Source organism: Corynebacterium suicordis DSM 45110, assembly GCF_015351405.1.
Lineage (GTDB): Bacteria > Actinomycetota > Actinomycetes > Mycobacteriales > Mycobacteriaceae > Corynebacterium > Corynebacterium suicordis.
The window spans coordinates 208,853-222,793 of the sequence record NZ_JADKMY010000003.1; the positions used below are offsets into that span (position 1 = coordinate 208,853).

10 protein-coding genes are annotated in these 13,941 nt (G+C 60.0%); 6 read left to right on the forward strand and 4 right to left on the reverse strand.

Going from position 1 to position 13,941, the window contains the following annotated elements:
- Positions 1-3 precede the first annotated feature (3 nt).
- The 3 genes from IRY30_RS09380 (at position 4) to IRY30_RS09390 (ending at position 3,376) form a co-directional block, all read left to right on the forward strand.
- Positions 4-348 carry a hypothetical protein gene (locus tag IRY30_RS09380; RefSeq protein ID WP_194557162.1) on the forward strand — a complete coding sequence of 115 codons (345 nt, stop codon included), beginning with the start codon at positions 4-6 and terminating at the stop codon, positions 346-348.
- Between the two features lie 8 nt (positions 349-356).
- Positions 357-1,670, forward strand: coding sequence for an alpha/beta hydrolase (locus IRY30_RS10440; protein ID WP_194557163.1), 1,314 nt, complete (start codon positions 357-359; stop codon positions 1,668-1,670).
- Positions 1,671-1,897: 227 nt separating this feature from the next.
- A complete protein-coding gene (locus IRY30_RS09390; protein WP_194557257.1) occupies positions 1,898-3,376 on the forward strand; it encodes a basic amino acid/polyamine antiporter in 1,479 nt (492 codons plus the stop codon).
- Here IRY30_RS09390 and IRY30_RS09395 read toward each other — a convergent pair.
- Positions 3,373-3,858, reverse strand: a complete 486-nt coding sequence (locus tag IRY30_RS09395; protein WP_194557164.1) for a heat shock protein transcriptional repressor HspR — start codon at positions 3,856-3,858, stop codon at positions 3,373-3,375. The two genes, IRY30_RS09390 and IRY30_RS09395, sit on opposite strands and share 4 nt — an antisense overlap.
- Before the next feature lie 13 nt (positions 3,859-3,871).
- Positions 3,872-5,068: a molecular chaperone DnaJ gene (gene dnaJ, locus IRY30_RS09400; RefSeq protein ID WP_194557165.1), complete on the reverse strand. Its 1,197-nt coding sequence runs from the start codon at positions 5,066-5,068 to the stop codon at positions 3,872-3,874.
- 208 nt (positions 5,069-5,276) lie between these two features.
- Between dnaJ and IRY30_RS09405 the strand changes: the two genes are divergently transcribed.
- Positions 5,277-6,374 (forward strand): hypothetical protein, encoded by a 1,098-nt coding sequence (locus tag IRY30_RS09405; RefSeq protein ID WP_194557166.1) that lies wholly within the window; start codon positions 5,277-5,279, stop codon positions 6,372-6,374.
- 71 nt (positions 6,375-6,445) lie between these two features.
- On the opposite strand, the gene grpE is transcribed toward IRY30_RS09405, so the two are convergent.
- Entirely contained in the window at positions 6,446-7,126 is a 681-nt protein-coding gene (grpE, locus tag IRY30_RS09410) for a nucleotide exchange factor GrpE (protein WP_194557167.1), read from the reverse strand.
- A complete protein-coding gene (gene dnaK / locus IRY30_RS09415) occupies positions 7,126-8,976 on the reverse strand; it encodes a molecular chaperone DnaK (RefSeq protein WP_194557168.1) in 1,851 nt (616 codons plus the stop codon). Before dnaK ends, grpE begins: the two co-directional genes overlap by 1 nt.
- A 267-nt stretch (positions 8,977-9,243) precedes the next feature.
- Here dnaK and IRY30_RS09420 point away from each other — a divergent pair, with 267 nt between their 5' ends.
- Together IRY30_RS09420 and IRY30_RS09425 are read left to right on the forward strand one after the other, a co-directional pair.
- Positions 9,244-10,266: an alpha/beta hydrolase gene (locus tag IRY30_RS09420; RefSeq protein WP_194557169.1), complete on the forward strand. Its 1,023-nt coding sequence runs from the start codon at positions 9,244-9,246 to the stop codon at positions 10,264-10,266.
- A gap of 149 nt (positions 10,267-10,415) precedes the next feature.
- Positions 10,416-13,871 carry a heterodisulfide reductase-related iron-sulfur binding cluster gene (locus IRY30_RS09425; RefSeq protein ID WP_194557170.1) on the forward strand — a complete coding sequence of 1,152 codons (3,456 nt, stop codon included), beginning with the start codon at positions 10,416-10,418 and terminating at the stop codon, positions 13,869-13,871.
- Positions 13,872-13,941 lie beyond the last annotated feature (70 nt).

The following is a 13,941-nucleotide window of genomic DNA, read 5'->3' on the forward strand; positions in this document are numbered from 1 at the left end:
TTTATGCCGTGGGGAAGTGTTTTGCCCGGTTTGGGGGACACAAGCGTGCATCCGGAGGCCGTGCAGTTCCGAGCTCAGGAGCTGCAGCGGGTGGCGGGTTTGGTGGGAGTGGCTGGGCGTCGCTTGGGTGAGGCACCGCATGTTGATCTGCCGGGCGAGATGTTCCCCGGTGTGCTGGCTAGCGCTTGCGAACAGTTCGCCCGAGCTGCGATTTCGCATGGCGCGGCGGCCGAAGCCACTGCTGGGCAGATCGTGGAATATGTGGCGAGCGTGCAGGCCGCGGATCAGCAGGGTGCCCGTGCACTAGGCGGGTCTATGGGTGAATCTGCTGGCGGTGGTTGGCGATGAAGGTAACGGTGAATTCCATCGCGCACGCCGAACTGGATGCAGCACGAACGATGAGTGACGAGTTTTCCCAGGCCGGTTCTGAGTGGCGGGGGCATGCTGATTCCGCGCGGGATCGGGTGGCATGGGAGAGCGCTGGTCAATGGACGGGCAGTGCCGCAGAAGCTGCAACGCATCGGGTCAGCGCTTCCATCAATCGCTGGGATGTCCTGGGGGCATCAGCCAGCAGCATTGGTCTGGTCAGCCACGCGCACGTGCAGCTCCTGCGCGCGCTGCAGTTGGTGGTGAATGTGGCGCTGAGCTCTGCCCGGGCCAGCCTGTTGAGCGTCTCCCCCGCTGGCCACGTGACATCCCCCCTACCCGCGTGGACACCGGGATTAGGTACGGCCGCGCACATTCTGGCGCGTTCGCTGACCGGGGTTTTGACCAGTGCCTTAGGCACGGTCCGGGTGTTGGATGCGCGCGCGGCATCGGCGGTTCACGCCATGACATCCGTGACCGATGATTTGCCAGCCCTCAATTCTTTTTCGACGCCACAACCGGCCTCCATTCCGCCCGTACCTCCCACCGGCCCCCTCGGGCCCGGGGAGTTGCCGGAGATCAACCGCATTGATACACCCCAAGGCCCCATCTACGTGGCGGGTGATCTCAATTCCGCGGAGTCCATCACCACGTTCGTTTCGGGCGTGCACTCCGGTTCCGTGGAATCCATGCGCACCACGCACCAGTGGGCGCTGGCCGAAGTGGAAAGGGCTCGCGCCGAGGGCAGGAATATTGCCGTGGCTACCTGGCATGCCTACCCCGCGCCTTCCTCCTTGTTGGGCGCGATGAGCAGTGCCCCCGCAAAGTCCGCCGCCCCTAACCTTCAGGCTTTCCAGAATTCTCTGCGCGAGAATAGTCCGCGCGCTCATCTCAACGTGGTGGGTTTCAGCTATGGCTCGGTGGTGGTCGGCCAGGCAGCGGCCGCCGATGGTGATGGCCTTTCGGCGGATAAGGTTACTTTTTTCGGAAGCCCTGGGGTTTCGGCGGATTCCGCCGCGGATCTGCGCCTCAACAGCTCAGGAAAACCAATAATCCGCAGTGAGCATGTCCCGGGGGATTTAATTCAGCTCGCCACTGGCCCGGTATGGGGCATTCACGGCCTGGATCCTTCCTCCCCGGGGTTTGGAGCGAGCCCACCGCTCGGCAGAACAGGTCCCCAGAGCTGGTCGGAGTATTCATGGGAGGAATTGATGGATCTCTATGTGATGGGCCGGGGTGAGACAGGTGCGCATAGCTCGTACTTGTGGGATCCCTCGGTGGATCTGACCTCTGATGAGAAGTGAATCAACTGCTGGGCTCTTGGTGTGTAACTACCGTTTGCCGGGGAAAGTTGGCTAAGGTTTTGTTCGTGAAGTCAGCAAATAATGGGGATCACCCAACAAATGGCATCGGCGGAGGCACCGCCACTAACGCCTCCACCGACACAACCGCCGCCAGCTCTACCGGCACCACCGGCACGGCCAACACAGCCAACACCGCAGCCGGCGCGGCCAGCCCAGCCAACGCAGAAATGCGCACGGTTCGAATGGGCACGCTGGTCAGCCTCATCGTCGGCTCTTGCGTGGGCGCGGGCATCTTCGCGCTGCCACAAAACGTCGCGATGGTGGCCTCACCCGGCGCGGCGATGATCGGCTGGGCCATCACCGGCGTGGGCATGCTCTGCATCGCCTATGTTTTCCAGGCTTTGGCTACCCGTAAACCCCACTTGGATTCGGGTGTTTACTCTTATGTCCGCGCTGGTCTGGGCGATTTCGTGGGCTTTGCCTCCGCGTGGGGTTATTGGCTGGGAACCATCATCGCTCAGGTGGGCTATGCCACCTTGTTCTTCAGCTCCCTGGGTTTTTTCATCCCGCTCTTCGATGGCTCCCGCCCGCTCACGCAGGCGTTTTTCGTCTCGGCACTCACCTGGACCATCTTCCTGGTCCTCTCCCGCGGTGTGCGCCAGGCGGCTGTTCTGAATGTGGTGGCCACGGTGGCCAAGGTGCTGCCGATTGCTGCGTTCCTCATCCTCGTGGCATTCCTGGGCTTCAACCCGGAGATCTTCACGGCTGATTTCTGGGGACACGCGGCCACTTTCGGCGAGAACCAGGATCAATCAGCCACATTGATGGACCAGGTCAAGGGCATGATGCTCTTCACCGTGTGGGCCTTCATCGGCGTGGAGGGCGCGTCCACCTATTCCAAGCGGGCACGTAACCGCAAGGATATTTCGCTGGCTACTTTCATCGGCTTCGTTGTGGTGTTCTTCCTGCTCACCGCCGTGAGTTTCCTGTCCTATGGTGTGGTGTCGCGCGAGGAATTGGCTGCGATGGGCGATAACTCCATGGCCGCTGTTTTGGAAGCCACCGTTGGCAGCTGGGGCGCTGGCCTGATCAGCGTGGGCCTGTGTATTTCCGTGTTGGGTGCCTATGTGTCCTGGCAGATGCTCTGTGCCGAGCCCATCACCCTCATGGCGCAGGATCGCCTGCTGCCCAAGATCATCGGCAGGACCAACGCCCTCGGCGCTCCCGTGGTGGCGCAATTGTGCTCGGCCGTGGTCATCCAGGCGTTCATCGTGGTGTTCTACCTCAACGAGTCCACGTACACCACGATGGTGCAGCTGGCCACGTCTCTCTACCTGCTGCCGTACGTGTTTTCTTCGCTGTACCTGATCTTCTTGACCACGCGCGGCAGCGGAATCGCCCACCCCGATGCAGGCCGCAAGTTCGATCTCTCCGGCCCTGAGGTCAGCTCCTCCACCAACTCGGTGCACATGGTGCTGGGATTAGTGGCGTTCTTCTACTCGCTGTGGCTGCTATATGCCGCGGAGCTGCGCTTCGTGTTGCTGGGTACGCTGCTCATCCTGCCCGGCCTCATCATCTACGTGTGCACGCGCGTAAAGTCCGGTGGTCGCATCTTCAACCTCTTCGAGTGGTTCATCGCCGCCGTGGTCGTGGTCTGCGCGCTCTACTCGCTGTACGCGATCCTCACCGGAACCCTGGAACTTTAGTTCTGGTCCTTTTTCTTTCGACGCCGCGGCTCCCACATCACCACAGTCGTAGAGCGTGGAACGTGCACGATCTCTCCGCGGCCCCGCCCGCGTCCCTGCATCCAGGCGCGCATTTGCTCCTGGGTTTCCACTAGTTGTTGACGCAGCTCAGCGGCGTCCTGCTCGAGCTCAGCAATCCGGTTCTGCTGTTCAATGATGGTGCGGATGCCCGCGAGGTTCACGCCTTCCTCATGAGATAGCCGCTGGATTTCCTGGAGCGCCTCAATATCCTGGCGCGAATACCTGCGGCCACCACCTTGGGTGCGCTGCGGAGAGACCAAGCCCATGCGGTCATAGGTGCGCAGGGTTTGAGCGTGCATGCCCGTGATTTCCGCAGCCACGGAAATCACGAATACTTCATGCTTGCCCTTGCCTCGGGATTCTTCAGCGCGCCCGCCATTCTGAGACGCGCTCTGGTTTCCTTCTTGAGAATTGTTGCTCATGATGCTTCACCACTCACTTGCCTTCCCAGTGCTCACGCGGGTCGAATCCGCTGCGCTTCTCCTCTTCGGAGTACTTGCGCAGTGCACTCATCGCGCCTTCGTCTAGATCCTTTGGAACTTCTACCTTCACTGTTACGAGGAGATCTCCGCTGGCACCGTTGCGCTTGTTCACGCCCCTGCCACGGACACGCAGGGTGGTGCCGTCCGCGGTGGCCTGCGGGATGCGCACGCGCACGCGGGAATCCAAGGTAGGCACGGTAACAGCCCCGCCCAGCACCAGCTCGGAGAAGCTCACGGGCACGGTGAGCTTCAGGTCATCACCACTGCGGGTGAATACCTTGTCCTTCTTCACGTGCACGGTAACCAGCAGGTCTCCCGCTGGTTTTCCGCGCTGACCAGCTGCGCCTTGCCCGGCTAGGCGTACTTTTTGTCCGTCCACCACGCCAGCGGGAACGCGCACGGTGATAGTGCGTGGCCGGGTTTGCCGGCCTTCTCCACCGCAGTCCTCGCAGGGTTCCTTGATGATGGTTCCCTGTCCGGCACATGCCTCGCACGGGCGGGAGAATCCAAAGGAGCCACGGTTTTCGCTCACCATTCCGCTGCCGTGGCACTGACCACATGTCTGTGGCGAGGTGCCCTCTTTCGCACCCGACCCATGACAGGTGGAGCACGGTGCTGGGCTGGTCAAGCGAATAGGCACGGTCACGCCCTTGGTTGCCTCGCGGAATTCCAAGGTGATCTCGGTTTCCACATCTGCACCACGCTCGCGAGCAGTGCTCCTACCAGCGGTGGAACCGCCGGTAGCGCCGCCGCCAAACATTCCGCCGAAGACATCCCCGAAGCCCCCGCCGCCGAAGATATCGGAGACGTCATACTCCGAGCTTTGGAAACCTCCGTTAAAGCCACCGAAGCCACCCATGCCGGAGCCAGCCCGTGACCCTGCGCCAGGCGTGCGCATGCCGTAGCCACCGGAGGCGACCAAGGTCTTGAACTCGTCATATTCTTTGCGCTTATCTTTATCTCCGACCACCGAGTATGCCTCGGAGGCAGTTTTAAATCGCGCTTCCGCAGCTGCATCCCCGGGCTTCTTGTCCGGGTGATCCTCGCGGGCGATCTTGCGATAAGCCTTCTTAATTTCCTCCGCGCTCGCGCTCGAAGAAACGCCAAGGTCGCGGTAGTAGTCTTTCTCTAACCACTCCTGCTGTGCCAATTTTTCAATGCTCCTTTACACGTCAGCACTCAATATTTTTGAGTGTACCCCGCTTAACTTTTTTGCTCTACTCAACCTAACGCACAGTCCAGGCGCTACATTCCCCTCTCGGACCCCGCCCGATTAGCCGTTCAATTGATCGCTCACTTATCAGGTCTTGAGGGTGGTCTAAGCGAGGGTTGTCTTGGCAATCGCTAGGGTGGAGAACATGAGTGACCGCAGGAAGAACTGGTTCAAGCGTCTCTTCGGAGACCAACCCTCGGCAGAAGCCACCCCTTCGCCAGAGTTCACTGAAGGCACCCCAAAAAACGCCACAGAGAAAAGTGGCACAGAGGACGCATCCCAAAACACCACTGAAAACACGCCCGAAGATTCTTCTCCAGAAACTCGCTCCGAGAATCACGCCGAAGATCCAACCCCTGAGCACCCCTCGGAAGTGGATTCCCCTTTGGTGGCGCAGGCGCGGGAGGGCGCGGGGTTGGCGTCGGACATGAAGGTTTTTGAACCATCTTCGCTGGATGATGTGGATTTTTATCGACGCATGCGAGTGGCACTCCAGCCCATCGAATTGGCAGAGGCTTCTGTAGATACTGAGGATTTCGGGCCTGATTCTCCCGTGCGCCCGTTTAGTGGGGACACGTTGCTGCGGTTGACGCTGGACATGCCGCTGGATGACGAGGATGCGCACTCTACGTTCCCTTTGGATGCGGAGGCGCTGAACGATCGCGGTCCGGTGGAGGATCTCTACCGGATGGGTTATCGCAATCTCTGGCAGGACTTGGTGGATTCCGACCTGCATGTCACTGAAATTTCGCCAAGTCCAAAGGAAAAGGTGTGGGCGTTTGAGGGCACGTCGCCCTATGTGGGGAGTGCGCCGATTTTCCTGGAGGAGCTCATCGGCAAATTCCTCCCGCAGATTGATATGGCCACTGGTGTGCTGTTCACGATGCCGTCCAGCGGGCAGATGCTGGTGCGCGATGTGACCGAGGGCATGGAGCTCTTCCACACCATCGGGTTGCTGGCCACCGCCTCGGCGGATGAATACTTCAAGTCTGCGGATAAGATCAGCCCGCGTTTGCACCTGTGGCACGAGGGGCAGATCGAGACCATCTCGGATATCAAGATGCCCGAGCCTGGCGAGATGCAGACAGAGATTCAGATCAAGCCCACCGCATATCTCATGGCGCAGATGAATGAAGGTCCGGATGCCCCAGATGATTGGATGAAGGGCTTCGGCGGGCCAGATGATCCCGATGATCCGGACGGTATTGGGCCAGATAGCCCAACTCCCCCGCCAGTGGTTTAGATATAGGAAAAGGGCTCCCGCCAGCACAATGCCGGCAGGAGCCCTTTGTTGAATCTATTTAGCTGTTGTTGCTAGTCCGTGATGATGACCATCGCGGTGCGCAGAATGCGATCACCCAAGCGATAGCCTTTCCGCAACACGGTGCCCAGCACCTTGGTCTCTCCGGAGGAGGTGTCTTGCACAGCCTCGTGGAGTTCTGGGTTGAACTCATCGCCCTCGGCGCCGAAGGATTCCACCTTGATGGCAGCCAAGACGCTCTGGAGCTTGTCATTGGCGGCCTTCAGCGGCCCGGTGAGATCGCCGTGAGACTCTGCCAGCTGCATGTCATCCATCAGCGGCAGGAGCTTTTCGGCAACCTCAGCCTTGGCTCCAGCGATGACTCCCGCACGGTCCCGCTCCACACGCCGACGGTAGTTGGCGTATTCAGCGGAGAGCCGCTTGAGGTCATCAGTGGTCTCATCCAGTTGCTGCTGAAGCTGGGCAACTTCGTCCAACTCAGCCGCTGCTGCTTCCGGGCCAGCACCAGCGGCATCGGCGGCAACTTCTTCTGCCACTTCCTGCTCGTCTGCTACTGCTTCGGCGGCGGCAACAGGATCAGCCTCTTCACCAGCGAGGATGTCCTGGAGTTCCTGATCCACGGCATCCACCTCTGGTGCCACGGGGTTCACATCATTAGCTTCCCGCGCATCCAAGGTTTCCTCGTCCGTCGCCCCGGGATCACCCGGGTTGTCGGTCCAGTTGGTGTCAGCCATTACTTCTTGTCATCCTCCTCGTCGACAACTTCAGCGTCGACTACATTTGGATCTTCGTTGGTTGCACCTGCGGCATCACCGGCTGCAGCAGCGTCAGCGCCAGCAGCGGCTTCCTGCTCGTAGAGGGCCTTGCCGATCTCCTGAGACTCAGCGGAGAGCTTCTCCACTGCATCCTTAATGGCCTCGATGTCATCGCCCTTCAGGGCTTCGTCAACAGCCTTGGCAGCATCCTCGACCTTGTTCTTCTGCTCCTCGGAGATCTTGTCCTCGTTGTCAGTGACGAACTTGCGGGTCTGGTAAGCCATGGTCTCTGCAGAGTTGCGGACTTCTTGCTCCTCGCGGCGCTTCTTGTCCTCGTCTGCATGAGCCTCGGCATCCTTAACCATGCGGTCGATCTCTTCCTGAGACAGTCCGGAGCCATCCTGAATGCGGATGGTGTTCTCCTTGCCCGTTCCCTTGTCCTTGGCGGACACGGAGACGATGCCGTTGGCGTCGATATCGAAGGTGACCTCGATCTGTGGAACTCCGCGTGGGGCTGGAGCGATGTCGCCCAGCTCGAAGGATCCCAGCAGCTTGTTGTGAGCAGCCATCTCGCGCTCACCTTGGAAGACCTGGATCTGCACGGAAGGCTGGTTGTCCTCAGCCGTGGTGAAGGTCTCCGAACGCTTGGTTGGGATGGTGGTGTTGCGTTCGATGAGCTTGGTCATCACGCCGCCCTTGGTCTCAATGCCCAGGGACAAAGGGGTGACGTCCAGCAGCAGCACGTCTTTGACCTCGCCACGCAGCACGCCGGCCTGCAGAGCGGCACCCACGGCAACAACTTCGTCTGGGTTAACGCCCTTGTTTGGCTCCTTGCCGCCGGTCAGGTCCTTGACCATCTCGGAAACTGCAGCCATACGGGTAGAACCGCCCACCAGCACAACGTGGTCGATGTCCTTGACATCTACCTCGGCATCCTTGAGAACCTTCTCGAAAGGAACCTTGGTGCGCTCCAGCAGATCCTCTGTGATGCGCTGGAACTCGGTGCGGGTCAGGGTCTCGTCCAAGAACAGTGGGTTCTTGTCTGCGTCCACCGTGATGTACGGCAGGTTGATGCTTGCCTGCTGGGAGGAAGACAGCTCGATCTTTGCCTTCTCAGCAGCCTCGCGCAGACGCTGCAGAGCCATCTTGTCCTTGGTCAGGTCGATGCCATTGGCGCTCTTGAACTTCTCTACGAGCCAGTCGACGATGCGCTGATCCCAGTCATCGCCACCCAGCTTGTTATCACCAGCGGTAGCGCGAACCTCTACCACGCCGTCGCCGATCTCCAGCAGGGAGACGTCAAAGGTACCGCCACCGAGGTCGAAGACCAGGATGGTCTGCTCCTTATCGCCCTTTTCCAGGCCGTAAGCCAGTGCAGCCGCAGTGGGCTCGTTGACGAGGCGCAGCACGTTCAGGCCTGCGATCTGTCCAGCTTCCTTGGTTGCCTGACGCTCAGCGTCGTTGAAGTATGCAGGAACGGTAATCACCGCATCGGTGACGTCCTCGCCCAAGTAAGACTCAGCGTCACGCTTGAGCTTCATCAGCGTGCGAGCGGAGATTTCCTGTGGGGTGTAATCCTTACCGTCGATGTTCTTCGTCCAGTCAGTGCCCATGTGGCGCTTGACGGAGCGGATGGTGCGATCGACGTTGGTGACCGCCTGGTTCTTGGCGGACTGTCCCACCAGAACTTCGCCATTCTTAGCGAATGCGACCACGGAAGGGGTGGTGCGTGCTCCCTCGGAGTTGGCGATAACAGTTGCCTCGCCACCTTCCAATACGGAAACCACAGAGTTGGTGGTTCCCAAGTCAATGCCTACTGCGCGTCCCATTTGTAAATCCTCCTGTTTGTTGCGAATTAAGTAACTTTCGCGAGCCCTTAGTGCCAGTGGCTCAAGTACTGACCTCCAGTATCCGCAAAATATCTCTTGCGTCAAGTCAACTTGAGTCGGTCTAGCTCAACTCGCTCACACTCTGTACAACTACCCAACCCCCAAAGTTGTTCCCAATTCACTCAACTTTTTTATTTTCTTTTTCGGCGCCACCCATTTCCGCACGTCAGAAACCGCTTCAAGCGCTGAGGGCCGAAAATTTCCCCGGTGAATTACGCTGTACTCATGAGTTTCCTGGATCGTATCTCCGCCATACTCTCCTCAGACAAGCCCGGTTCAGACAAGCCCGGTGATGTTCCTGCACCCGCAGAACCGCCACATGCGCTGCGCCAGCATTTCGCCGTGTCCTCCCGCACTGTGCAGGGCTTCGAGGTCTACTCGGTAGCGCCGATGAAATTCGGAGAAACCAGCGCGAAGGATGTCACACACTACGATCCCCACGCCGAAGCCCTTGACGAGCTAGCACCCGCCGATGCAGCCACCCAAGCGGTTTTGTACGTGCTGCCCGGTGGATTCGCCCAGCCCATCAAGGCGCGGAACTGGGACTTCATTGCCCAGCTGGCCAATGCCGGGCTGCGCGTGGAAATCCCTCTCTATGGACTCATCCCAGAATATAACTGCGCGCAGGGCCTGCCTTTGCTGAGCCAGACATACCGCGAACTCGTGGAAGATCACGGCGCAGAAAACATCACCATCATCGCCGATTCCGCGGGTGCGAGCCCCGCGCTGGGGATGTTCATCGCCCGGTTGGAAGCGAACGCAGTGAGCCCCGAAGAAGGGTTGCTCCCGGCCCCGCGGAAGATCATTCTCAATGCCCCTTGGATAGATATGGATTTGGGAGGAGATGGCGTCGAAAAATATAAGAACAAAGACCCCATCCTGGATCCGGAAAAACTCCGGCCACAGGGCAATCTCTGGGCGCAGGGGTTGTCCGACCTGCGCATCGATGCTGCAGAACCCACCGCGCACCCGGCTGTTTCGCCGTTGAATCTGGACGCGGCCAGCTGGCCCAAGCTCTTCGGCGGGACGGAGTTTCATGTTTTCTGCGGGGATCGGGATCTCTCCTACCCCAGCTCCGTCCAGCTCACCGAGCAGCTCACCAGCGCAGGACTGACGGCCACGTTCCATCCACAGCCCGGTGCCACGCACATGTTCCATTTGGGCAAATCCAGGGAAGGCAAAGCAGCGCGCAAAGTTATGGCTGCCTTAGCCGGAGAAGTCCGCGAATAAATCCAATTAAGCAACAGAAATGTTGTTTAAATAGCGGCGAAAAACGGGTGTGACCTGCGATATCGAAAGCCGATGAAACCTCGGGGATATTGCTAATGTGCAGAGAAATCATTAATTCACGCTTTACTGCACACGCTAGGAATTAGCCCATGAACCTGCTTGCAGCGGGGACCGCAACGTCCAATGACATCCCGTGGGACATCACGATCCCGATGGGCATTATCGGTGCTCTCTTGTCACTTCCCGCCTGGGTATTTTTCATCCGTGGCGCTCTGCGGATCTTCTCCACCATCCGGATCGGCCAGCCCGCGCTGAGCCGTGTGGATAACCCGGCTGGGCGCTTGCTCAACATGATCAAGGAGATCCTGGGCCACACCAAGATGGCGAAAAAGCCAGGTGTGGCCATTGCGCACTGGATGGTCATGGTGGGATTCCTGCTGGGGTCCATCGTCTGGTTTGAGGCTTACATTCAGATCTTCAACCCGGAGGGTGGCTGGCCCATCTTCGGCGGCTGGGGCATCTACCACTTCGTGGATGAGCTGCTGGGAATCGCGACTGTCCTGGGCATTATCGCGCTGATCATCATTCGTCAACGGATCGGCGATAAGGAGAAGAAGGCCCGCTTCTACGGCTCCTACTCTAGAGCCGCGTACTTCGTGGAAGCCGTGGTGTTGGTCGAGGGCCTGGGCATGATCTTCGTGAAAGCCTCCAAGATCGCCACCTTCGCCTCCTACGAGGGCGGGCACGCAGCAACGGATTTCCTCACCATGCACATCGCGCAGATCCTTCCGGAATCCCCGCTGCTGGTGTCCATCTTCGCCATGATCAAGCTGCTCTCCGGCATGATTTGGCTGTTCATCGTGGGCTTGAACATCCGCTGGGGCGTGGCATGGCACCGCTTCTTGGCCTTCTTCAATATCTTCCTCAAGCGAAATTCCGATGGCCGCAACGCCTTGGGTGCCGCCAAGCCCATGACTTCCCAGGGCCGAGCCCTGACCATGGAAAACGCCGATCCAGAAACGGACACCATCGGCGCCGGAAAGATGGAGGATTTCACCTGGAAGGGCATCATGGACTTCACCTCCTGCACGGAGTGTGGACGATGCCAAGAACAATGCCCCGCCTGGCACACCGCCAAGCCACTTTCCCCGAAGCTGCTGATCATGGATCTCCGCGATCACACGCTGGAATCCGCCCCTTACCTCAAGGCCGCACGGGCCGGCACCGATGCGCAGGCCCTTTCGGGTGGCGTGGATGTTCTGGAAGCCGACGCCTCCACTGAAGCCCACTCCAGCCTCCCACTGCTGCAACTGGTGGGCGAGGGCGAAATGGGTGTTATCGATCCTGACGTTCTGTGGTCCTGCACCAACTGTGGCGCCTGCGTGGAACAGTGCCCCGTGGACATTGAACACATCGACCACATCATCGACATGCGCCGCTACCAAGTGCTGGTGGAATCAGATTTCCCCACCGAGCTCGGTGGCTTGTTCAAGAACATGGAAACCAAGGGAAATCCTTGGGGTCAGAACAACAACAAGCGCGCAGAGTGGATCGAGAAGGCCAAGTCCGAGGGAATCGATATCCCCGTATACGGCCAGGACATTGAGAACTTCGATGACACCGAGTACCTGTTCTGGGTCGGCTGTGCTGGTGTGTATGACGACAACGCCACCAAGACCACCCGCGCAGTGGCTGACTTGCTGCACACCGCTGGCGTGAAGTTCGCTGTGCTGGGTGAGGGCGAAGGCTGCACGGGCGATTCCGCGCGTCGAGCAGGTAATGAGTTCCTCTTCCAGATGCTGGCGGAACAAAACATTGAGATGCTGGATCAGGCATTCGAGGGCGTACCGCCGCAGCAGCGCAAGATCGTTGTGACGTGTGCACACTGCTTCAACACCCTGCGCAATGAATACCCAGACATGGGTGGCAACTACGAAGTTGTGCACCACACTCAACTGCTGAACAAGCTGATCCGGGAAAACCGCCTGCAACCAGTCTCCACCCCGAACTCCGGCCAGACCGTGACCTACCACGATCCTTGTTTCCTGGGCCGTCACAACAAGATCTTCGAAGCTCCCCGCGAGCTGATCGGCGCATCCGGCGCCAACCTGGTGGAGATGGATCGCAACCGAAATACCGGATTCTGCTGTGGTGCAGGTGGCGCCCGCATGTGGATGGAAGAGCACCTCGGCGAACGCATCAACCTGAACCGAACCGATGAAGCCCTGGCCACCGGCTCGGATGCCATCGCCATCGGTTGCCCATTCTGTAAGACCATGATGAGCGACGGCGTGAATACCCGCCAAGCTGATATCGAAAACAAGAATGAACGCACCCAGGTGCTGGATATCGCCCAGATGTTCCGCTCGTCCATTCTGGTGGAGGGAGAACTGCCTCCGGCCATGAACCGCGAGTTCCTGGTGGCACCTGAGCGCGGCTGGGTTGACGAAGAAAAGTTGGCCCGCGAGGAAGCCGAGCGCAAGGCAGAGGCAGAAGCTAAGCGCCGCGCTGACGAAGAGAAGAAGCGTAAGGCTGAGGAGAAAAAGGCAGCAGACGCCAAGAAGGCTGAACCTGCTGGCAGCGCTGGTGTGCCTGCACCGGGTGCTGCTGCGGCTCCTTCAGCACCGGGTGCGCCGGTCGCGCCTGCTGCGGGTGGCGCTCCTGCAGCTCCTTCAGCACCGGGCGCACCGACTGCTCCCAAGGCTGGTGCTCCTGCAGCACCAGCTGCTCCGGGTGCTCCATCCGCACCGAGTGCTCCGGCTGCGCCCGCTGCGCCAAAGGCTGCGGCTCCGGGTGCTCCAGCTGCCCCAAGTGCTCCGGCCGCTCCAAAGGCTGCTGCTCCTTCGGCTCCTGGTGTTCCATCAGCACCTGGTGCTCCGGGTGCGCCTTCAGCTCCTGCTGCTCCGGTCGCCCAGGCTCCGACCAAGGCCGAGAAGCCTGCGGAATCTCCAGCGCCACAGACGCAATCTGCACCAGTCCCGGCCACCAATGCCGGCGGCCCAATCAAGCTGACCAGTACTGCTCCTGGTGCTCCGGGAGCTCCTTCATCTAGCGCCCCAGCTGCAGCGCCGGTTGCACCTGCTGCTGCCACTTCCCCGAATGTCCCTAGCGTCCCGGGTACGCCTAATGCCCCGAGCACGCCAGGAACCCAAGCCCCCGCCCAAACGAAGAAACCCGCTGAGAAGCAGGATGCACAGGCGCAGAGCCAAACAGCGCCGGCACCCGCGCCAGCCAGCAACGAGGGTGGACCCATCAAGCTGACTAGCTTCGCCCCAGGTGCGCCCGGCGCACCGGGCGCGCCAGCTGCCACTGCACCCGCGACTCCTGCGAGCACTCCCGCTCCAGCTGCTCCCGCAGCACCGGAAGCAGCAGAATCAAAGACTGCAGTTCCAGAGACCACCGAGCCCCCGGCCAAGGAAACAGAAACGGCGGCGCCTGCCGAAGCTGAATCTCTCAGGTCAGAAACCCCCAAGCCGGAAACCTCGACCACCGATCAGACGCAAACCCCAGCTGCCTCCACCAGCTCCGCAGCAGATCTGGTCGATGGCGTGCTCAAGCTCAAGTCACCCGGCGCTCCGGGAGCCCCAGGCGCACCCAAGGCCTGAGCTGCAAAAGCCCAAGCAATACCACCTCCTCAACACAGAGGAAACCCCTGAATAAGCGGGTAAAAACTCC